Raw genomic sequence first — 20247 nt, forward strand, 5'->3', positions numbered from 1 at the left:
TGTGGTTCCCAACCAACAAACCCGCACCCGCGGCACGTTGCAACAGGAACAAACCACAACAACATAAACAACACCACAACTGCACCAGCACCACCGGTGCAGCAGGTTGTAACCACAGATTTCCCCGCCACACCCCCCCGGGTGCAAGGCGGTGGAGCAAGGGTTACGGCGGTCATAGCGTGGGGGAAACGCCCGGTCCCATTCCGAACCCGGAAGCTAAGACCCACAGCGCCGATGGTACTGCACCCGGGAGGGTGTGGGAGAGTAGGTCACCGCCGGAACACTATTACAGGTCGAGGACCCCCAACACACGTTGGGGGTCCTCCCGCATTTAACCGCACTCCCAGAAAGTTCTGCCCAGGCCTGGAGCCGGACCGTTGATTCCTTGTTTTTGCCACCTTGCGTTACGGTGAAACGCATGGGACTGAAGGCGAGCGGCGGCAGTTATCCGACCGGGGTCCGGCGTCGCGAAAAGATCATCGACGTGGCGACGAAGATGTTCGGTGCGGACGGCTACTACGCGACCCCCATGTCGGCCATCGCGGAAGCCGTGGGCATCAGTGAGAGCGGCCTGGCCCACCACTTCCCGAGTAAGAACGTGCTGCTTCAGGCGGTGGCCGAGCGGCGCCTCATGGAGACGGCGTCCTGGTGGGAATCCCTGCCCGGCTCGGATTCCGGGCTGGACGCCCTCGACGAAATGGTGGAAGCCACACGTCGCTTTACCGAGCAGCCGGGTCTGATTGAACTCTTTGTGCTGTCCATTTCAGAGGCGGCAGACACGCGCAGCCCCGCCCACGCCCGGCTTGCGGCGCAGTACGAGGGCGTAGTGGCATCACTGGTTGCCCGGTGGCAGAAGGCCGTCGACAAGGGCGAGATTCGCCATGACGTGGATCTGGAGCTCGTGGCCAGGGAATGCATAGCAGTCAGTGATGGACTGCAGGTTCAATGGGTCCTGTCCAACGGCAAAGTCGACATCGTCGCCGGCGTCGCCGAATTCTCCGAAAGCCTCAAGGAACGCCTCCGGGCTGTGTGATTCGTTGAGGCTGTGAAGTTGCCTAGTACGGGATTTCGAACGCCGGGGGCACTGTCTTGAGGGGTTCCTCGATGAGGACCCGGCCGAACCGGGCAGTACCACCGTTTGATCCCTCATCGCGCCACGTGACCAGATCGGTGGAATGCGAGATCGGAATTCCCGGGAGGAACCCGAAGCTCGAATTAGCCAGATAGAAGTCATCACCAACACGAACGACGCTGGGGTCCGGAGCGTGGCCGCGGAGGACGGGATTTGTGAAGCTGCTCATGTTCCTCCTTTGTCAGGCGCGGACTGTGTCAGGCGCGGACACTCAGATGAAGTGGAACGCTGAAGGTCCGCTGACCGCCTTCTGCCGCCAGAACTGTCCCGTTCGGCAATTCGACGCGGGCACGGGTTCCGGGCGGGAGCGAAACGTCGAGGACGAAGTCGCCGTCGACGATGCGCCATGCAGAGGACAGCAAGCCCTGAGGGGTCTGCAGTGATGCCTGTGCCCAGTCGAGTCCGCCGCCGGGGACAGGTGAGATCGTGACCTGACGGTAGGCTGCCTCGTCGGCAGCGGGGTGTTCGGAGAGCCGAATGCCTGCCACCTGCGTGTAGAGGAAGGACAGGACGGCGGCTTTGCTGTAGTGGTTGAGCGAACCCCGGACCTCGCCTTGGTCGATGCCGTCCCACCGCTCCCAGACCGTGGTGGCGCCGTTCGCGAGCATACCGAGCCAGGAAGGGGTGCCCCTGGAAGCCACGGCCGGCGTCGGCCGAAGCGCCCTCGAGTGCGGTCAGACAGGCTGCCGAACAGCGGCAACATGACGACGGAAATCAGCGCGCCGATCAGAATGACAGTGGAGAGGCCCAACGCCTTGCCTGTCGGATCGACCCCGAAGATCCGAATGGAGAGGCTCGCGATCGACGGCGTGAGGAACGCGAAGTAGATGGCGACAGCCGTCAGGATCAGGGTCACAGCGAAAAGCCCGGGCCGCTTCAGGGGGAACGCGGGATGCCGGGCTACGGGAGTTAAGGCAGTAGCTGCCGGCGCGTCCGCGCCAATGCTGATGGTCACGGGGACTCCTGTGTCATTGTGGTTTCAACCGGTTGCCAGACGGCGCCGACGGTCACTGGGCTCTTTCGGCAAAAACCTTAGCGAAAGTATGACATAAAAAACCGAGGAGTCACTGTTTTTTCTATTGAGGTGATGGACCCGGCGACCCGGGACGGAACTGCGCGGCCGGCTGCTGTGAGTCCTGCCACCGCGGGGCCCTATTGGTGTGATGCCGTTAGTCCGTGACGGGTTGCTCGCCTAGAATTGGGGGAGATGTACGGACTTCGAAGCGCTTGATTTCGGGTTGCGTAGGAAACGAAACACGGAACAGAGCGGCTGCGATTGCGCCAGTGGTCAGCTCGCAACAGGAGGATTCCAGCATGGCTGAGCACAACGACGGAAACCGCGGCGGCAAAGCCCGCGACAACACTGGCGGGGCCCCCTACCGCGGCACGAGCAACTCGGGCGGCGATCCTCGCGGCTTCCGCGCCAGGGATGACCGTAAGCCGTATGGCGATCGTGCCCCGCGTGAGGGTGGAGAGCAGCGCAGCTATGGCGGCGGCGACCGCAAGCCCTACGCCGGCGGCGACCGGAAGCCGTATGGCGATCGTGCCCCGCGTGAAGGCGGAACGGGCCGCAGCTATGGCGGCGGCGACCGGAAGCCGTATGGTGATCGTGCTCCGCGTGAGGGTGGCGAGCAGCGCAGCTACGGCGGCGGTGACCGCAAGCCGTACGGCGGCGGTGACCGTAAGCCTTATGCCGCCGGCGGTGACCGCAAGCCGTATGGTGATCGTGCTCCGCGTGAGGGTGGCGAGCAGCGCAGCTATGGCGGCGGTGACCGTAAGCCTTATGCCGGCGGCGGCGACCGCAAGCCCTATGGCGATCGTGCTCCCCGTGAAGGCGGAGCGGGTCGCAGCTTCAGCGGCGGCGACCGTAAGCCTTATGCCGGCGGGGATCGTAAGCCGTATGGTGATCGTGCTCCGCGTGAGGGTGGCGAGCAGCGCAGCTATGGCGGCGGTGACCGTAAGCCGTATGCTGGCGGCGACCGCAAGCCGTATGGTGACCGTGCTCCGCGTGAAGGCGGAGCGGGTCGCAGCTTCGGCGGCGGCGATCGTGACCGCAAGCCGTATTCCGGTGGCGACAACCGCAAGCCCTTCGGTAACCGTGAAGACCGTCCGGCACGGAGTTTCGACCGCGGCGACTCGGGTCCGCGCCAGTACGGCCGTGACCGCCCCGAGGACCGTCCCGTGCGCGTGCCGAACGCCGCCGATCTCCGCAGCGCCAACCGTCCCGACCGTGAGCGATCACCGCAGATCGACGAGGACGTCACGGGCAAGGAACTTGACCGCGCCACGCAGCACCAGATCAAGACCCTCGAAGGTACCAGCGCAGAATGGGTGGCCCGCCACCTGGTCATGGCGGGACGGCTCCTGGACGAGGAGCCGGAACTTGCCTTCCAGCACGCCCTCGCAGCCAGCCGCCGTGGCGGCCGCCTTGCGTCCGTCCGCGAAGCTGTCGGCCTGACCGCCTATGCCGCCGGGCACTACGGTGAAGCCCTGCGGGAATTCCGCACCTACCGGCGAATCAGCGGCTCCAACATGCACCTGCCGGTCATGGCCGACTGCGAGCGGGGCCTTGGCCGCCCGGACCGTGCCCTGGATATGGCCCGGTCCGAAGAAGCCAAGGATCTCGACGCCCCGGGCAAGGTGGAACTGGCTATCGTCGCCGCCGGTGCCCGCACCGACCTCGGACAGCTCGATGCCGCGGTATCCGAGCTGGAGATCGCGCAGCTGGACATCAACCGTGCCTTTTCTTACAGCCCTCGTCTGTTCCGTGCATACGCCGAAGCCCTGACGGCCGCCGGCCGCGCGGCCGAGGCCGCCAAGTGGCAGCGGCAGGCCGTCGTGGCCGAAAATGCACTGGGCCTCGGGGCGGAAGAGGAACCCGACATCATCGACCTCGGCTGGGACGAGGAAGAAGAAGCGCGTGAGGAAGAGCGCCAGCGCCGGCTCCGCGTCCAGGAAGCCCAGGAAGTCGCAGCCGCGCACGCCGGGGCCGACGAGCGCGCACCCCGGGCCGCCGGCGCCGCTGTTGCCGCCGAAGCCACGGGCGCCGCTGTGGCGGAGACCGCCCTGAACCCGATCGACGAAGGCTCCGACGACGCCGAAGCCGGCTACTTCGAGTCCGACGACGCCGAGTCGGACCAGGATTCCCTCGAAGCCGACGTCCTCGATGACTCCGACGACGAAACCGACGAAGAGTCGGACGCCAACACGGATCAGGAAGTCGTCGAAGACACCGAGACGGCCCAGCGCGAGCGGGTGGAGGACTAGTCGCATGACCGGACCCGCACTGATCTCCACCTTCGATGCCCTCCTTTCCGACCTGGACGGTGTGGTCTATGCAGGACCCCACGCCATTCCCGGGGCGGTGGAGTCGCTGCGCCGGCTGGCCGGTGTAGGCGTCGGACTCGGCTACGTCACCAACAACGCGTCCCGCTCTCCCGCGCAGGTGGCGCAGCACCTGCGCGAGCTCGGCGCTCCCGCCGAGGACCACCAGGTGGTGAGCTCCTCACAAGCGGCGGCAGCCCTGCTGGCATCGCTGCTGCCGGCCGGAGCGCGCGTGCTCATCACGGGCAGCGCCGCACTGGCCCACGAGATCGAGCTGGTGGGCCTGGTTCCCGTCCGCGGCGCGGCGGAAAACCCCGTCGCCGTCGTCCAGGGCTTTAGCCCGGACCTCGGGTGGAAGGATCTTGCCGAGGCGTCGTACGTCGTCGCCGGCGGTGCACTGTGGGTGGCGACCAACACCGACATGTCCATTCCCCAGGCGCGCGGAATCGCGCCGGGTAACGGGACCCTCGTGGCGGCCGTGGCCGCCGCAACCGGCCAGGCCCCGATCGTGGCCGGCAAACCCGAGGCGCCGTTGTTCCACACCGCCGCCAAGCGGCTGGCCGCCGACCGGCCGCTCGTCGTCGGCGACCGCCTGGATACCGACATCCTGGGCGGCAATAACGCCGGTTTCGCCACCGTGGCTGTCCTGACCGGCGTGGACACCAAGGAATCGATCCTCGCCGCACGGTCCAGGGAGCGCCCCGATTTCCTCATCAATGACCTGACCGGCCTGTACGCTCCGTACCCTGCTGTGGAGCACGACGCCGGGCGGTTCCGCAGCGGCACCGCCTCGGCGATCGTCCGTGGCCAGTCCGTCCACATCACCGGCGACCCCGCCGATCTCGATTCATGGCGTGCCGCCTGTTCGGCCTGGTGGGCTGCGCACCCCGAGACGACCAGCGCGCTGGCTCCGGTCCTCGAGTGGCTCGATCACTAGACTGGACCCATGACCGAGCAGAACCAGCAGCCACACCCGGCGCCAAACGTGGAGCCTGACCAGACGCCGCATGACGCGCCGGACCGCGACTCCGGGTCCGGAGCGGCACGTGACGCCGCTGGGGAAGCGCCGGCACTCGCGGCCGACATCGACTGGCCCGCGCTGCCGTCCCACCAAACACAAGGGCGGCAGGCGCAGGTCCAGGACCCGGCTGTCAGTGCCGTGCTGGACCGGCTCGCCGCTGTGCGGCTGACGCCGGTCTTCGAGCACGGCGAGGCCTATGCTGGCATGCACGATGCCCTGCTGGAGGCCCTGAACGAAGACGTGGCTTCGGACGCCGGCATAGCGCGCCGCATTCATGGCGCGGGGGACGGGGGATCGTGAGCCGACTGGACCAGGCCCTCGTCAGCCGCGGGCTGGCGAGGTCCCGCACCCACGCCGCCCGCCTGATTTCCGAGGGCAAGGTGAGCTCCGGCGGCGAAGTCCTCGCCAAGGCCTCCCTGCAGATTCCGGAGGACACCGCGCTGGCTGTTGCTGCCTCCGCCGAGGACGGCTACGTCAGCCGTGCAGGGCACAAACTGGCCGGCGCCCTGGACGCCTTTCCCGCCGTCGACGTCGCGGGCAAACGGTGCCTTGACGCCGGCGCGTCCACCGGCGGGTTCACGGATGTGCTGCTCCGGCGCGGAGCCGGCCACGTGGTCGCAGTCGACGTCGGGCACGACCAACTGGTCCCGGAAATCCGGCACGACGCCCGGGTCTCCGTCCATGAAGGCCTCAACGTGCGCTACATGACGCCCGCGGAGATCGGCGGACCCGCTGCCTTGACCGTGGCGGACCTGTCCTTCATCTCGCTGACCCTCGTAGTGGCGCCGCTGGCAGCCTGCACCGAACCCGGCGGCGACCTCGTCCTCATGGTCAAGCCGCAATTCGAAATCGGCAAGGATCGCCTGGGCAGGACCGGTGTGGTCACCTCGGAGCGGGAGCGCCGGCTCGCCGTCGGCAAGGTGGCCGCCGCAGCGGTGGATGCGGGCTTGGACCTCAAAGGCCTCGCCCAAAGCCCGCTACCGGGCCAGGACGGCAATGTCGAGTACTTCCTGTGGATAAAACGCGCGATGTCGGAAGTCCCGCCTAAGATCGAGGAGCGGGACGCAGCCGTTGCTGCGTTGCTCGGAACAATCTGGCCGAACCACTAGTACCACCAGAAGGCGGAACCCGATGAGCAGGCGTGTCCTCATCCTTGCCCACACAGGGCGCGAGGAGTCCCTCAAGGCTGCCTGGGAGGCGTGCGCCCAGCTGCATGGCTCCGGCCTGATCCCCGTGATGCAGAAGACCGAACTCGGGGACATGGTCCGCTTCTTCGGCCGGCTCGACCACCCCGTCGAGGTCCTCCACGACCACGTGAAGCTGCCCGACGTCGAACTCGTCATGGTGCTGGGCGGGGACGGCACCATCCTCCGGGCCGCCGAGCTCGTCCGGGAAGTCGACGTCCCGCTGCTCGGCGTGAACCTCGGCCACGTGGGTTTCCTGGCCGAAAGCGAGCGGGCCGACCTCGCCCAGACCGTCGAATGGATCGCGAGCCGTGAATATACGGTGGAAGAGCGGATGACGATCGACGTCCAGGTCTGGGTCCGCGGCCAGAAGATCTGGCACACCTGGGCCCTCAACGAGGCGGCGATCGAAAAGGGCAACCGGGAACGGATGCTCGAGGTGGTCACGGAGGTCGACGAACGCCCCCTGACCTCTTTCGGCTGCGACGGCGTCGTCCTGGCCACTCCCACCGGCTCCACGGCGTACGCGTTTTCCGCCGGCGGCCCCGTGGTGTGGCCCGAAGTCGAGGCCTTGCTGATCGTGCCCATCAGCGCCCATGCCCTCTTCGCCAAACCGCTTGTGGTCTCGCCCCGGTCCAGGCTCGCCGTCGAGATCCTGAACCGGACCGACGCCCAGGGCGTGCTGTGGTGCGACGGCCGCCGCTCCGTGGACCTGCCGCCCGGCGCGCGCGTCGAAGTGACCCGCTCCGCCACACCGGTGAGGCTGGCCAGGACGCACCAGACCCCCTTCTCCGGCAGGCTGGTCCGCAAATTCGAGCTGCCAATCCAGGGCTGGCGGGGCCCCATGCCGCAGGCGGGGGCCATCCACACCGGACCCGTCCCGATTATCCGCACACCCCGTCCCATGCCGCCGCTGCCCTCGCCGCGCCACGCAGGGCACGGCGACGCACCCGATCCATCGACTGCGAAGTGAACCATGCTTGAAGAACTGAGAATCCGCGACCTCGGCGTCATCACCGACGCCATCCTGCCGCTGGGCCCGGGCCTCAGCGTGGTGACCGGTGAAACCGGCGCCGGCAAGACCATGGTGGTCACCGCCGTCGGCCTGCTCCTCGGTGCCAGATCGGACGCCGGCGCCGTCCGCAGCGGCGCGAAGAGCGCCTCCGCGGAGGCCGTGCTGAAGCTCGACGCCGGACACGCCGCCATCGCGCGGTCCCGCGAGGCGGGAGCGGAGATCGAGGAGTTCGACGGCCGCGCGGAGCTGCTGCTGGCCCGCAGCGTCGGGGCCGACGGCCGCAGCCGCGCGTACGTGGGCGGACGCGCCGCGCCGGTCGGCGTGCTCGCCGAAATCGGCGAAACCCTTGTGGTCGTGCACGGGCAATCGGACCAGATCCGGCTCAAGAGCGCGGTGGCGCAACGCGGCGCTTTGGACAAGTTCGCCGGTGACGGCCTCGCCAAAACACTGGCTGCCTATCAGGAGCTCTACGCCCACTGGCATGCCAGCCAGGGCGAACTGGATGCCTTGCGCAGTGCCGCCCGGGAGCGCCTCCGCGAGGCCGAGTCGCTGCAGGCTGCCCTCGCCGAGATTGACGGCGTCGACCCGCAGCCGGGGGAGGACGAGGCCCTGAAGGCCGAGGCCGTGAAGCTGGCCAACGTCGAGGAACTGCGGATTGCGGCCAGCACCGCCCACCAGGCGCTCATCGCCGAGGACTTCGGCGAAGATGCCGACGCCACCACCTTGGTGGATGCCGCCAAGCGCACCCTGGAGCACGTCGCCGAACACGACGGGGAGCTGGGCTCGGCCGCGGTACGCCTGGCAGAGGTCGGTTTCCTGCTCAACGACATCGCCACCGAGCTGGCCAGCTACCAGGCCGCCCTTGACACCGAGGGGCCGGAGCGGCTCGCCGAGATCGAGGACCGCCGGGCGGTGCTGGCTAAGCTGGTTCGGAAGTACGCGCCGAGCATCGACGAGGTGCTGGTCTGGGCCGAGCAAGCCCGCGCCCGGTACGACGAACTGCAGGACGACTCCACCCGGATCGAGGCGCTGGACGCCGAAGTCACCCGCGCCGAAGCCGGACTCCGCAAGCAGGCCGCCGCGATCAGCAAGGCGCGCACCAAGGCCGCGAAGGACCTCTCTGCCCGGGTCAGCGCGGAGCTGACGGCCCTGGCCATGGCCGACGCCACCCTGGTCATTAATGTGGAACCAACGGAGCAGCTGGGACCCTTCGGCGCCGACGAGATCTCCTTCCTGCTCCAGCCGCACTCCGGGGCACCGGCCCGGCCGCTGGGCAAGGGGGCCTCGGGCGGTGAACTCTCCCGCGTCATGCTCGCCATCGAGGTGGTGCTGGCCGCCGTCGATCCCGTCCCGACGTTCGTCTTTGACGAGGTCGACGCCGGCGTGGGCGGCCGCGCCGCCGTCGAGATAGGGCGCCGGCTGGCGATGCTGGCCCGGCATGTCCAGGTCCTGGTGGTGACCCACCTGCCGCAGGTGGCCGCCTTCGCGAACCAGCACATCCGGGTCACGAAGACCTCCGTCCGGGGCGCTGACGGCGCCACCGCCACCGGCTTCACCTCGAGCGACGTGCAGCTGCTGGACGAGGGCGAACGCGTCCGCGAGCTGGCCCGCATGCTCGCCGGCCAGGAGGACTCGGAATCGGCCCAGGCCCACGCCCAGGAGCTGCTGGACGACGCCAAGCTCCTCCCGCAGATCTGAGGGGCCCGCCACTACCGCAGCAACGACCGCCGCTAGGACAACAATCACATCGGGATCCCGCCAAAGAACCCGTGGAAGGCCGAATTGATGATAAGCTCAAACCCCGTGGTGCAGCGATCAAACTCTCGTGTAAATTCCCGGTTTCCGGGCTCGTCCAAGACGACCAAACACATCTTCGTCACCGGTGGTGTAGCGTCCTCGCTCGGTAAGGGACTGACGGCTTCGAGCCTCGGCCACCTCCTGCGGGCTCGCGGTCTGTCTGTAACAATGCAAAAGCTCGATCCCTATCTGAACGTGGATCCGGGCACGATGAACCCCTTCCAGCACGGCGAAGTCTTCGTCACTGACGACGGCGCCGAAACGGACCTGGACATCGGCCACTACGAGCGTTTCCTCGATGAAAATCTCGAAGGCTCGGCCAACGTCACAACCGGCCAGGTCTACTCGACCGTCATCGCCAAGGAACGCCGCGGCGAATACCTCGGCGACACCGTCCAGGTCATTCCGCACATCACCGATGAGATCAAGCGGCGCATGCGGCTGCCGGCCGAGGGCAAAAACGCCCCGGACGTCATCATCACCGAAATCGGCGGAACCGTGGGCGACATCGAGTCCCAGCCGTTCCTCGAATCCGCCCGCCAGGTCCGCCAGGACATCGGGCGCAACAACGTGTTCTTCCTCCACGTATCGCTCGTGCCGTACATCGGGCCGTCCCAGGAGCTCAAGACCAAGCCGACGCAGCACTCCGTTGCCGCGCTGCGCTCCATCGGCATCCAGCCCGAGGCAATCGTGATCCGTTCGGACCGCGAGGTCCCGCAGCCGATGCGCGAGAAGATCGGCCGCATGTGCGACGTCGACATCGACGCCGTGATCGGCTGCCCGGACGCGCCCAGCATCTACGACATCCCCAAGACCCTGCACTCCCAGGGCCTGGACTCCTACATCGTCCGTGCCCTGGACCTGCCGTTCAAGGATGTGGACTGGACCAGCTGGGACAAGCTGCTCGACGCCGTCCATAACCCCAAGCACGAGGTTGAGATCGCGCTCGTCGGCAAGTACATCGACCTGCCGGACGCCTACCTGTCCGTCACGGAGGCCCTGCGCGCCGGCGGCTTCGCCAACGACACCAAGGTCAAGATCCGCTGGGTCCCCTCGGACGAATGCGAAACCCGTGAGGGCGCCGTGCAGTCCCTCGCCGGCGTCGACGCCATCTGCGTGCCGGGCGGCTTCGGCATCCGCGGCCTCGAAGGCAAGCTGGGCGCCCTGAAGTATGCCCGCGAAACCAAGCTCCCGGTCCTGGGCCTGTGCCTGGGTCTGCAGTGCATGGTGATCGAGTACGCCCGCAACGTGGTCGGCCTCGAAGGCGCATCCTCCTCCGAGTTCGAGCCGGACTCCAAGTACCCGGTCATCGCCACGATGGAAGAGCAGCTGGACATCGTTGACGGCAAGGGCGACCTCGGCGGCACCATGCGCCTGGGCCTCTACGAAGCCAAGCTCGATGAAGGCTCCGTTGTTGCCGAAACCTACGGCGCCACCAAGGTCAGCGAACGGCACCGGCACCGTTACGAGGTCAACAACAAGTACCGGGACCAGATTGCCGCCAAGGGGCTCTCCTTCTCCGGTACGTCGCCCGACGGCAAGCTGGTCGAGTTCGTGGAACTTCCCCGCGACGTCCACCCGTACTACGTGGCCACGCAGGCACACCCCGAGCTCAGCTCGCGGCCCACGCGCCCGCACCCGCTCTTCGCGGGCCTGGTCAAGGCCGCCCTGGATCACCAGCACGCCGCCGACGCTGTATCGACGGCCGGCACCAGCGCCACGGCAGAAGCCCTGGCTACTGCCCCGGGTGTTGCCCCGAAGCCCTCGTCGGCAGCAGTGTCCAAGTAATTTCCAACTGAATCAAAGGACGGCGCGATGCCCGGTATGTCTGAGACCCCCAATGCTGCACGGCAGGTTTCGGATGAACCGAGCCCGCGCCGTCTTTTGTCTTCCCACAAGGTGTATGAAGGCAGGATCTGGGACGTCGTCAGTGACAGCTTCCAGCTCAACGACGACGGCGACACCCTGGTGCGGGATTACATCGACCATCCCGGTGCCGTAGCCGTTCTCCCGATGAACGACGCCGGCGACGTCCTGCTGCTCCGGCAGTACCGGCACCCCGTCGGCATGGATCTCTGGGAGATCCCCGCAGGGCTGCTCGACGTCGAAGGCGAGGACTTCGTCGTCGGCGCCGCCCGCGAGCTCGCCGAGGAGGCGGACCTGGTGGCGGACCGCTGGAACGTGCTGGCCGACTTCTTCAACTCCCCGGGGTCCTCCAGCGAGGCCATCCGCATTTACCTGGCCCGCGGCCTGAGGGAGGTGCCGGGACACGAGCGGCACGTCCGCACCGAGGAGGAAGCCGAAATCGAACTGCACTGGACGCCGCTGGAGGAGGCCGTGCAGGCAGTGCTGGACGGCCGCCTCCACAACCCGTCCGCCGTCGTCGGCGTCCTTGCCGCCGCCGCCGCCCGCGCCGACAACTTCGTAAGCCTCCGCCCGGCCGACGCGCCCTGGCCGGCCCATCCCAGCCAGCGCCGATGACCGACGCGCTGATCGCCCGCCCGCAGACGCTGGAACCGCCCGCCCCGGCGCCGACGGTTCGTCCGCGGACGGAGATTGACCGCGCCATCACTGACTACCTGCAGCACATGGGGGTGGAACGCGGACTGGCGGCGAACACCCTGGCCGCGTACCGGCGGGACCTTGCCCGGTACGCGAGCTACCTCGCCCGTTCGGGCCGCCAGCGCCCGGCGGACGTCACCCGGCATGATGTCACCGGCTTCGTCCAGGCCTTGTCCGACGGGTCCGACGGCGGATCCTCCCTCGGCGTCCGGTCCGCGGCACGCACCGTCGTGGCAGTGCGCGGTCTCCACAAGTTCTGGGCGCTGGAAGGCATCACGCCCACCGACCCGGCCAGCGACGTCCACCCGCCGATGCCCGGCAAGCGTCTGCCCAAGGCGATCAGCGTCGGGGAGGTCACGAGGATCCTCGAGTCCGTCGGCACGGATACGGCCACCGGACTGCGTGACCGTGCCCTGCTCGAGTTCCTCTATTCCACCGGCGCCCGCATCAGCGAGGCCGTGGGCCTCGACGTCGACGACATCTCCCTGCACGCCTCGTCCCTGCACACCTCGCGCGGGGCCGGTGACAGCGAGGGGCCCGCGATCGTCAGGCTCTTCGGCAAGGGGTCCAAGGAACGCCTCGTCCCCCTGGGATCGTTCGGGGCACGGGCCCTCGATGCCTACCTGGTCCGCGGCCGGCCCCTGCTGGCCGCCAAGGGCAAGGGCACCCCGGCGCTGTTCCTGAACGCCCGCGGCGGCAGGATCAGCCGGCAAAGCGCCTGGACCATCCTGAAGTCGGCCGCGGAAAGGGCCAACATCACCAAGGACGTGTCACCACACACCCTGCGGCACTCCTTCGCCACCCACCTGCTGGAGGGCGGTGCCGACGTCCGCGTGGTCCAGGAACTGCTGGGGCACGCCTCGGTGACCACCACACAGGTCTACACTCAGGTGACGGCTGATACGCTGCGGGAGATCTACGCCGCTGCGCACCCGCGCGCCCTGGGCTAGGACGGCCACCCGGACCAACCGCGGCGGGGCGCCCCCAGCCACCGTGGCCGGGCGCTAATGTTGATCCATGAATTCGACAGCTGTCACTCTGTGCTTCCTGCTACGCGACGAAGCCGCCGGGACGCACGTCCTGCTCGGGACCAAGAAGACCGGGTTCGGCGTCGGAAAAATAGTGGGTCTCGGCGGCCATGTGGAACCGGGGGAGTCCGACGGGGAGGCTGCCTGCCGCGAAGTTTTCGAGGAGGCCGGAATCGTGGTCAGGGAGCACGATCTCCGCGTCGCCGGACTGATCGAGTTCGTCTTTCCCGCCCGGCCGGAATGGAACATGTCCACGAGCCTCTTCACCGCGCGCCGCTGGACCGGCGACCCGGTCGAAAGCCAGGAAATCATCCCGGAATGGTTCCCGGTCACGTCCCTGCCGTTGGCGCGCATGTGGCAGGATGCCGAACACTGGCTGCCGCTGGCATTGGGGGAGCGCGCTGTGGACGCCGTCATCATCCTGAACGATGACAACGAGACCGTGGCCTCGGCGGAATATTCTTTGCGGGGCGTGTAACCCCGGCCCGGAAGCCGGAAACTATACAGTTATCCAGCAGTTCGGACATTTGATTTTGGGGGATGCGTGCTTTCGGAGCGCGAGCTGGCGTTTATCGCCATTCATAAAGACAACTATCCGCAGGTCTACAGATTTGTCCGGCGGCGGGTGGAGCCGGCAGAGCTGGCGGAGGAACTCGCCGCCGATGTCTTCCGGGTGGTGTGGCAAAAATGGGACGACGCGCCCCGGACGGATATCGCGTGGCTCCTGACGGTCGCCCGCAACCTGATCGGGAACGCGTACCGGAGCCGGGACCGGCAGGAGGCGCTCCAGGACAAGCTGCGCTCCGCGGCGGTGGTCCGGTTCGGCGGCGACTCGGACAACGTGGCGGTCCAGGACGCCCTGGCCGCCCTTCGGGAGAAGGACCGGGACATCCTCCAGCTCGCGTACTGGGATGAATTGAGTATCGCGGAAATTGCCGGTGTGCTGCACTGCAGCGAGTCCGCCGCCAAGGTCCGGCTGCACCGGGCACGCGCCGCCTTTCGCAGGCACATGCCCGCAGGCGCTGAAACGATGACACAGAAGATGGGTGCCTGAGATGGATCCGATCAAGAACATGATTTCCGCGACGGACCCCATGCACGGCGATCCGGCCGTTCCCGACGGCGAGGCAACCCTGCGCAGGATACTCACCGAGCCCGCGGAGTTTAGCGACAGCCTGCCGCACAATGTCTTTTCCCTCGCGGACCGGAAGCGCAGGCGGGCCCGGCTGGCCGGCGTGCTGACACTGGCGGCGGCGGCCGTCACGGCAGGCGTCCTCGTGGCGACCAACCTGGGTTCCCTCACCACCGCCCCCGTACCGGCGGGCACCGTCACTCCGACGGCGACCGCTTCTCCGATGGCCTCAGCGACAGCATCGGCTGGCGTGTCGCCGTCGGCGACCCCGACGCCGACGTCAGCGGCAAGCGTGCCGGCCGCCACCGGACCCGTAGCCTGCACGAAGGACAGCGTGGTCGGCGTTCAGAGCTGGTTCGCTGACCAATTGCCTGCCGCACAGGTTGCGGGCTGTGCGGGAGACTGGATGGCCTTGAGCATGACGGCCTCAGGCGGCCAGACGGACACCGGCAGTTGGTTCTGGATGGCCAAGCTGACTGACCGCAAGTACATCATCGACGCTGACCAGCCGTGGGCGAACATGCCCGGCTGGGATCAGGCGGCAGCGAACAATGAGCGGCTGACGGCGGAACAGTACATGGACGGGCAATTCGCATCCAAGGGAATTCCCGTGGAGCTCCGGACGGCTCTGGTCGGGGCCCCGGAACCGGGCAGCCTGGCCGCTCGAGGGATCAAAACCTACCAGTACTGGTCCACGGGCTATAAATTGGCCTTCAACTACCCGGCTGCCTGGCAACTCGCCGGTACCGCGGCGAGCAACGCCCTCTCCAATGGTGAAGGAACTTCTCTCACGGATTCCGCCGGCAAGGAAGTGGCACGGCTGGCCTTCGGCGATACCAATGACTGGACCACCAGCGGGTGTCTCAACAACGCACCCTACAAGGTCCTCGACAGCCAGCCGATGGCAGGACTCCCGGTCGACCCGGAAGCGCCGGCACAGGGAGCCCCGAGGTTCGCTTACGTCGCCATGACCTCAGCAGCAAATGACGGAGGTCCCGTCCAAGCGGGGATAGGGATCACGAACCGCATCGCCGGGCAGGACGGGATCGGCTGCGTCCTTGATTTCGCGGTACAAGGCCCGGATTCTTTGAAGTTCTACAGCTTCGCGGATCGTCGTCCCCTCGGCGGAGCCACGTGGGGCCTCTACAAGTTCCAGACCATGGACGAGGCCCTGGCCTTCACCCGCACCCAGGCCTACAAGGACCTCAAGACGGTCATCACCTCGCTGACCGTCACCAAGGTCAGCTAGGACCAGCAGCCACGACGTCTAACGGGTGGACAAAGCAAGCCGATCCGTGTGGCAAGCACCGCACCGGGCCGGCCGGCAGCCTGCGGGGTGGAACCCGGCCGGGCAGCAAGTGCCCGGCCGCACCCGACAAGAACCAGTTTCAACAACGCCAAGAACCAACAGCACGATGGGGGACGTACATGAATTCGACCAAGGACAACATCACAACAGAGGCTGCCGTCGGCGGAGCGGAAACCGCACAGCATTCCGCCGCGAAGCCTGCCCGCCGCCTCCTATGGCCCCGGGTGGCAGCGGGGCTGGCTCTTTCCACGGCCATGATGGTAAGCACCACAGCCTGCGGCCCGGCCGGTGCAGGATCGCCGGCTGCCGGGCAGGCAGCCACAGCGGCATCCCCGGCCACACTGACACCGACGGCGACGGCGACGGCGACGGTGACGGCGACTGCCACGGAGACGGAGCGCCCGTCGTCGTCAGCGTCAGCCGCCGTGACCTCTGCCGCGCCGGCGCCGGAACCGGAAGAGTGGCGGACCTACACGAGCGCCGGTGGAAAAGTCAGCTTCGACTACCCGGCCCAGTGGACTGTCGCGCCGACGCCGGGCACCGGCGGGGCACCGAACGTGGATGTCGACGTCGCGGACGCCACGGGCATGGTCGTGGCGTCACTGCACTTCGGGGCCGGCGCCGGGCTCGGCGGCGCGTGCCAGAATCCTGTCCCGTACAGCGTCCTGGATTCGATGGAACTGGCGCTGCCTTACAACGCGTCCGCCGCCGACACCATCACCCCGCGGTTTGCTATCCGGGCCCTGCAGGAGCCTGGCCGCGTGACGGCCTCGTACGGCATCACAGACAGGGTGGCCGGGAAGGACGGCACGTCCTGCATGTTCTACAACGTGGTCACCGGGCCGGCCGAATCGCCGTTCTACTATTTCACCGACGCCGTCCAAGTTAACTCCGGCGGGACCGAACAGAACGGCAACCGAAAGGGCGCCAAGATCTTCCCCTCGCTGGAAGCGGCGAAGGCTTACATGCAGACGCCCGAGTACGTGAACGCAAAGCGCATGATTACCTCCCTGAAAATCAACGTAGGCTAACGCAACAGGCAAATCGCCGAGGCACAACGCCGCGGGCCGGCCACCTGAAGGGTGACCGGCCCGCCGTCGTGCGTTGTTCGAAAGTTACGGCAGGTGCCGTTCCTCGACGCCGTTGTACTCGCTCAGGGGCCGGATCAGGGAGTTCGATTCCAGCTGCTCCATGATGTGCGCCGTCCAGCCCGTGATGCGGCTGGCGACGAACAGGGGAGTGAAGGTGGGGGTATCGAAGCCCATGAGGTGGTACGTCGGGCCGGCCGGGTAGTCCAGGTTCGGCTTGATCGCCTTGGCCTCGTCCATCGCCGTTTCCAGGCCGTTGTAGAGACCCAACAGCTCCGGGCGGCCGTAGTGCGCGATCATCTTGTCCAGCGCCGCCTTCATGGTGGGCACCCGCGAGTCGCCGTGCTTGTAGACGCGGTGGCCGAAGCCCATGACCTTGCGCTTGTGGGCCAGGGCGTCTTCCATCCATGCCTTGGCCCGCGCGTGGGCCTCGTCCAGCGACTCCTCCTGCCGGATACCGATCTCGTCGAAGGTGTGCATGACGGCCTCGTTGGCGCCGCCGTGCAGCGGGCCCTTGAGCGCGCCGATCGCCCCGGTCACGGCCGAGTGCAGGTCCGAGAGCGTTGAGGTGATCACGCGGGCCGTGAAGGTCGAGGCGTTGAACGAGTGCTCGGCGTAGAGGATCATCGAGACGTTGAAGGCGTCCACGACTTCCTGGACCGGTTCCTCGCCGAAGGCCATCCACAGGAAGTTCGCCGAGTAGCCCAGATCGTCGCGGGGCGCCACGACGTCCTGACCGTGCCGGCGGCGCTGGTCGTAGGCCACGATCGCCGGCATCGCCGCGAAGAGGTCGATCGCCTTGGCCATGTTGGCCTCGCGCGAGGAGTCCTCCGCGAGCGGGTGCCGTGCGCCCATGACGGAGGCTGCCGTGCGGCAGACGTCCATCGGGTGCGAGGTGGTGGGCAACGCGTCCACCACCTGTTTGACCACGGGATCGATGGGGCGTCCGGCGCGTTCCCGCGCGGTGAACTCGGCCAGCTGCTCCGCGGTGGGCAGTTCGCCGTTCCAAAGCAGGTAGGCGACTTCCTCGAAGCTGCACTTGGCTGCCAGTTCCTGGACGGGATAGCCGCGGTAGAGCAGCGAGTTGGTGTCCGGGTTGACCTTTGAGATCGCGGTGTAGTCCACCACGACGCCGGCGAGGCCCTTCTTTATGTCCTGTTCAGCCATGCTGAAACTCCTTTGTTCCTAACGCCTGTATACCGGCGCGTGCCGGCGGTTCCATGCGGGGCTTACTGACCTGGGATATGGAAATTAAAGACTCCGGTATCGAAACGGTTGTAAGCCTCATAATCAACGAGATCGTACAAACGCGCACGGGTCAGCATGCTCCCAACCTGTGCCTCTTGGGTTCCGTCGGCCTTAATCGATTCCAGAGTACGCTCCGCAGCCCCCATGGCACTACGGAGAAGGGTGACCGGATAGATCACCATGTTGACTCCGACCCCGGCGAGCTCGTCCACTGTGAACAGTGCGCTCTGGCCGAATTCGGTCATGTTGGCCAGGATGGGGACGTCGACGGCGTCGCGGATCGCCTGGAATTCGCTCAGGTCCTTCATGGCCTCCGGGAAGATCGCGTCGGCCCCTGCCTCGACCAGGGCCTTGGCCCGGTCCTGGGCGGCCTGGAGACCGTCGGTGGCGCGGATGTCGGTCCGGGCCATGATCAGGAAGTTCGGGTCGCGGCGCGCGTCGGCCGCGGCGCGGATCCGCTTGGTGGCGGTCTCGAGGTCCACCACATTCTTGCCGTCGAGGTGGCCGCAGCGCTTCGGGTTGAACTGGTCCTCGATGTGGCAGCCGGCCAGGCCGGCATTCTCGAGTTCCTGGACGGACCGTGCCACGTTCATCGGCTCGCCGAAGCCCGTGTCGGCGTCCACGATGGACGGCAGGTCTGTCATCCGGGCGATCTGCCCGGCCCGGGTGGCGACTTCGGTGAGCGTGGTCAGCCCGATGTCCGGCAGGCCGAGGTCGTTGGCCAGGACGGCGCCGGAAATGTAGACGCCGGCGAAGCCCTTTTCCTCGATCAGCCGGGCCGAGAGCGGGTTGAATGCGCCCGGGAATTGCTGGATGGTGCCGGAGGCCAGGAGCTCCCGGAACCGGATCCGCTTCTGCTCCGGTGTGGTCTTCGAGTACAGCATTAGAAGAGTCCCTTCGGGGCGGCGGCGAGGTCGATCACGCCGTCGGCCGCCTGGATGTTCAGCTGGTCCAGCTCACCGGCGGCGAGCTCGGGAAGCCGCGCGGCGGCGGCGAGGAAGCGCTCGATCTCCTCGTCGGCCACGAGACCGGCGGCGAGGGTGCGGAACTTGTTGACGTACTGCTCCCGCGCGAACGGCCGGGCCCCCAGCGGGTGCGCGTCGGCGACGGCGATCGACTCCGTGATGACGGTGCCGTCCTTGAGCGTGATGACCACGGTGCCGCCGAACGCCTTCTCGGCGATGTCCAGGGAGTGGTAGCGGCGGGTCCATTCAGGGTCCTCGACGGTGGTGACCTTGTGCCACAGCTCCACGGTGTCCGGGCGGGCAGCGCGTTCCGGGGCGTAGGAATCGACGTGGTGCCACGCGCCGTCCTGCAGGGCGACGGTGAAGATGTACGGGATGGAGTGGTCCAGGGTTTCGCGGCTGGCCGTGGGGCTGTACTTCTGGGGGTCGTTGGCGCCGGAGCCGATCACGTAGTGCGTGTGGTGGCTGGTCTTGATCAGCACGGAGTCGACGTTGGCCGGGTCCGTGACCTCGGGGTGTTCACCGTGCAGCTTGCGCGCCAGGTCGATCCAGGCCTGCGCCTGGTACTCGGCCGAGTGCTCCTTGGTGTAGGTGTCCAGGATGGCGCGCTTGGCCTCGCCGGCCTCGGGCAGAGGCACCATGTAGGAGGCGTCCGGGCCGTCGAGCATCCAGGCGATCACGCCGTCTTCGCCCTCGTAGATCGGCACGGGGGAGGTCTGGCCGCGCATCGCACGGTCCGCGGATTCGACGGCCATCTTGCCGGCGAACGCGGGGGCGTGCGCCTTCCAGGTGGAGATTTCGCCCTTGCGGGACTGCCGGGTGGCGGTGGTGGTGTGCAGGGCCTGGCCGACGGACTGGAAGATGGTCTCGACGTCGAGACCCAGCAGGGTGCCGATGCCGGCCGCCGCGGAGGGGCCGAGGTGGGCCACGTGGTCGATCTTGTGCTTGTGCAGGCAGATGGCCTTGACCAGGTTGACCTGGATTTCGTAGCCGGTGGCGATTCCGCGGATCAAGTCATGTCCGCTGGAGCCGACGTGCTGGGCGACGGCGAGGATCGGCGGAATGTTATCGCCCGGGTGGGAGTAATCCGCGGCCAGGAAGGTGTCGTGATAGTCGAGCTCACGGACTGCGACGCCGTTGGCCCAGGCGGCCCACTCCGGGGCCACGCGCTCTTCGATGCCGAAGACCTTCGATCCCTTGCCGCCGGTGGTCGGGCCGTGGGTGAGGGCCTGGGCCCGGGCCGCGACGATCGGGGCACGGTTCAGCGAGGCGATGGCCACCGAGGCGTTGTCGATGATCCGGTTGATCACCATGTCCGTGACCTCATCGGTGACCTCCACGGGATCCGCGGCTACCGTGGCGATCTTGTGGGCAAGCTGGTCCTCGCGGGGCAGGTTTTCCTCGCTCTTGTAAACGCGGACGTGGTGTTCCTTGACCATGGT

The 20247-nt window shown here is 67.3% G+C and carries 19 protein-coding genes, 1 rRNA gene and 1 pseudogene; 15 read left to right on the forward strand and 6 right to left on the reverse strand.

Annotated features, from left to right (window positions below; translation table 11 throughout):
- The first annotated feature begins 164 nt into the window (after positions 1–164).
- Both rrf and BLR03_RS19360 read left to right on the forward strand, forming a co-directional pair.
- Positions 165–281 (forward strand): 5S ribosomal RNA (rrf, locus tag BLR03_RS19355).
- A gap of 137 nt (positions 282–418) precedes the next feature.
- Complete coding sequence (locus tag BLR03_RS19360) at positions 419–1033, forward strand: TetR/AcrR family transcriptional regulator (protein ID WP_091255752.1); 615 nt, start codon at positions 419–421, stop codon at positions 1031–1033.
- A gap of 22 nt (positions 1034–1055) precedes the next feature.
- Here BLR03_RS19360 and BLR03_RS19365 read toward each other — a convergent pair whose 3' ends face one another.
- From BLR03_RS19365 to BLR03_RS24980, 3 genes and pseudogenes are all read right to left on the reverse strand, one after another.
- Positions 1056–1301, reverse strand: coding sequence for a family 43 glycosylhydrolase (locus BLR03_RS19365; protein WP_091255753.1), 246 nt, complete (start codon positions 1299–1301; stop codon positions 1056–1058).
- Between the two features lie 28 nt (positions 1302–1329).
- The gene (locus BLR03_RS24520; RefSeq protein ID WP_091255755.1) at positions 1330–1740 is read right to left on the reverse strand and encodes an alpha-L-rhamnosidase C-terminal domain-containing protein; all 411 of its coding nucleotides are present in this window, start codon (positions 1738–1740) and stop codon (positions 1330–1332) included.
- A 20-nt stretch (positions 1741–1760) separates the two neighbouring features.
- A pseudogene (locus BLR03_RS24980) lies at positions 1761–2087 on the reverse strand (MFS transporter); the annotation flags it as partial.
- Positions 2088–2446: 359 nt separating this feature from the next.
- On the opposite strand from BLR03_RS24980, the gene BLR03_RS24985 reads away from it, so the two are divergent.
- The 13 genes from BLR03_RS24985 to BLR03_RS19435 all read left to right on the forward strand — a co-directional run bounded on the left by BLR03_RS24985 (position 2447) and on the right by BLR03_RS19435 (position 16535).
- On the forward strand, positions 2447–4399 hold the full coding sequence (locus BLR03_RS24985) for a hypothetical protein (RefSeq protein ID WP_091255834.1): 1953 nt from the start codon (positions 2447–2449) through the stop codon (positions 4397–4399).
- A 4-nt stretch (positions 4400–4403) separates the two neighbouring features.
- A complete protein-coding gene (locus BLR03_RS19380; RefSeq protein ID WP_091255756.1) occupies positions 4404–5393 on the forward strand; it encodes an HAD-IIA family hydrolase in 990 nt (329 codons plus the stop codon).
- A 9-nt stretch (positions 5394–5402) separates the two neighbouring features.
- Complete coding sequence (locus BLR03_RS19385; protein ID WP_091255758.1) at positions 5403–5777, forward strand: hypothetical protein; 375 nt, start codon at positions 5403–5405, stop codon at positions 5775–5777.
- A complete protein-coding gene (locus BLR03_RS19390) occupies positions 5774–6586 on the forward strand; it encodes a TlyA family RNA methyltransferase (protein ID WP_254788597.1) in 813 nt (270 codons plus the stop codon). Before BLR03_RS19385 ends, BLR03_RS19390 begins: the two co-directional genes overlap by 4 nt.
- 22 nt (positions 6587–6608) lie before the next feature.
- The gene (locus BLR03_RS19395; protein ID WP_091255761.1) at positions 6609–7634 is read left to right on the forward strand and encodes an NAD kinase; all 1026 of its coding nucleotides are present in this window, start codon (positions 6609–6611) and stop codon (positions 7632–7634) included.
- A 3-nt stretch (positions 7635–7637) separates the two neighbouring features.
- Positions 7638–9374, forward strand: coding sequence for a DNA repair protein RecN (gene recN / locus BLR03_RS19400; protein WP_091255763.1), 1737 nt, complete (start codon positions 7638–7640; stop codon positions 9372–9374).
- An 87-nt stretch (positions 9375–9461) separates the two neighbouring features.
- The gene (locus BLR03_RS19405; protein WP_091255764.1) at positions 9462–11261 is read left to right on the forward strand and encodes a CTP synthase; all 1800 of its coding nucleotides are present in this window, start codon (positions 9462–9464) and stop codon (positions 11259–11261) included.
- A 27-nt stretch (positions 11262–11288) separates the two neighbouring features.
- Positions 11289–11954, forward strand: coding sequence for an NUDIX domain-containing protein (locus BLR03_RS19410; RefSeq protein WP_091255766.1), 666 nt, complete (start codon positions 11289–11291; stop codon positions 11952–11954).
- Positions 11951–12985 carry a site-specific tyrosine recombinase XerD gene (gene xerD / locus BLR03_RS19415; protein ID WP_302846604.1) on the forward strand — a complete coding sequence of 345 codons (1035 nt, stop codon included), beginning with the start codon at positions 11951–11953 and terminating at the stop codon, positions 12983–12985. Before BLR03_RS19410 ends, xerD begins: the two co-directional genes overlap by 4 nt.
- A gap of 67 nt (positions 12986–13052) precedes the next feature.
- On the forward strand, positions 13053–13541 hold the full coding sequence (locus BLR03_RS19420; RefSeq protein ID WP_091255770.1) for an 8-oxo-dGTP diphosphatase: 489 nt from the start codon (positions 13053–13055) through the stop codon (positions 13539–13541).
- A gap of 66 nt (positions 13542–13607) precedes the next feature.
- A complete protein-coding gene (locus BLR03_RS19425; RefSeq protein ID WP_091255772.1) occupies positions 13608–14117 on the forward strand; it encodes an RNA polymerase sigma factor in 510 nt (169 codons plus the stop codon).
- Positions 14110–15444, forward strand: coding sequence for a RodZ family helix-turn-helix domain-containing protein (locus BLR03_RS19430; protein ID WP_139184603.1), 1335 nt, complete (start codon positions 14110–14112; stop codon positions 15442–15444). The genes BLR03_RS19425 and BLR03_RS19430 overlap by 8 nt, the downstream gene beginning before the upstream one ends.
- A gap of 179 nt (positions 15445–15623) precedes the next feature.
- Entirely contained in the window at positions 15624–16535 is a 912-nt protein-coding gene (locus BLR03_RS19435; RefSeq protein WP_091255775.1) for a hypothetical protein, read from the forward strand.
- 84 nt (positions 16536–16619) lie between these two features.
- Here the strand turns inward: BLR03_RS19435 and BLR03_RS19440 are convergent, their stop codons facing one another.
- The 3 genes from BLR03_RS19440 to BLR03_RS19450 all read right to left on the reverse strand — a co-directional run bounded on the left by BLR03_RS19440 (position 16620) and on the right by BLR03_RS19450 (position 20244).
- Positions 16620–17759 carry a bifunctional 2-methylcitrate synthase/citrate synthase gene (locus BLR03_RS19440; RefSeq protein ID WP_091255777.1) on the reverse strand — a complete coding sequence of 380 codons (1140 nt, stop codon included), beginning with the start codon at positions 17757–17759 and terminating at the stop codon, positions 16620–16622.
- A gap of 62 nt (positions 17760–17821) precedes the next feature.
- Complete coding sequence (gene prpB / locus BLR03_RS19445) at positions 17822–18724, reverse strand: methylisocitrate lyase (protein WP_091255778.1); 903 nt, start codon at positions 18722–18724, stop codon at positions 17822–17824.
- Complete coding sequence (locus BLR03_RS19450) at positions 18724–20244, reverse strand: MmgE/PrpD family protein (RefSeq protein WP_091255780.1); 1521 nt, start codon at positions 20242–20244, stop codon at positions 18724–18726. The genes prpB and BLR03_RS19450 overlap by 1 nt, the downstream gene beginning before the upstream one ends.
- Positions 20245–20247 lie beyond the last annotated feature (3 nt).

The sequence above is a fragment of the Arthrobacter sp. ok909 genome (assembly GCF_900104405.1).
Classification (GTDB): Bacteria; Actinomycetota; Actinomycetes; order Actinomycetales; family Micrococcaceae; genus Arthrobacter; species Arthrobacter humicola.

Coding starts and splice junctions, on each gene's coding strand:
- BLR03_RS19360 (WP_091255752.1), top strand. CDS start 419: ATGGGACTGAAGGCGAGCGGCGGCAGTTATCCGACCGGGGTCCGGCGT.
- BLR03_RS19365 (WP_091255753.1), bottom strand. CDS start 1,301: ATGAGCAGCTTCACAAATCCCGTCCTCCGCGGCCACGCTCCGGACCCC.
- BLR03_RS24520 (WP_091255755.1), bottom strand. CDS start 1,740: ATGCTCGCGAACGGCGCCACCACGGTCTGGGAGCGGTGGGACGGCATC.
- BLR03_RS24985 (WP_091255834.1), top strand. CDS start 2,447: ATGGCTGAGCACAACGACGGAAACCGCGGCGGCAAAGCCCGCGACAAC.
- BLR03_RS19380 (WP_091255756.1), top strand. CDS start 4,404: ATGACCGGACCCGCACTGATCTCCACCTTCGATGCCCTCCTTTCCGAC.
- BLR03_RS19385 (WP_091255758.1), top strand. CDS start 5,403: ATGACCGAGCAGAACCAGCAGCCACACCCGGCGCCAAACGTGGAGCCT.
- BLR03_RS19395 (WP_091255761.1), top strand. CDS start 6,609: ATGAGCAGGCGTGTCCTCATCCTTGCCCACACAGGGCGCGAGGAGTCC.
- recN (WP_091255763.1), top strand. CDS start 7,638: ATGCTTGAAGAACTGAGAATCCGCGACCTCGGCGTCATCACCGACGCC.
- BLR03_RS19405 (WP_091255764.1), top strand. CDS start 9,462: ATGATAAGCTCAAACCCCGTGGTGCAGCGATCAAACTCTCGTGTAAAT.
- BLR03_RS19410 (WP_091255766.1), top strand. CDS start 11,289: ATGCCCGGTATGTCTGAGACCCCCAATGCTGCACGGCAGGTTTCGGAT.
- xerD (WP_302846604.1), top strand. CDS start 11,951: ATGACCGACGCGCTGATCGCCCGCCCGCAGACGCTGGAACCGCCCGCC.
- BLR03_RS19420 (WP_091255770.1), top strand. CDS start 13,053: ATGAATTCGACAGCTGTCACTCTGTGCTTCCTGCTACGCGACGAAGCC.
- BLR03_RS19435 (WP_091255775.1), top strand. CDS start 15,624: ATGAATTCGACCAAGGACAACATCACAACAGAGGCTGCCGTCGGCGGA.
- BLR03_RS19440 (WP_091255777.1), bottom strand. CDS start 17,759: ATGGCTGAACAGGACATAAAGAAGGGCCTCGCCGGCGTCGTGGTGGAC.
- prpB (WP_091255778.1), bottom strand. CDS start 18,724: ATGCTGTACTCGAAGACCACACCGGAGCAGAAGCGGATCCGGTTCCGG.
- BLR03_RS19450 (WP_091255780.1), bottom strand. CDS start 20,244: ATGGTCAAGGAACACCACGTCCGCGTTTACAAGAGCGAGGAAAACCTG.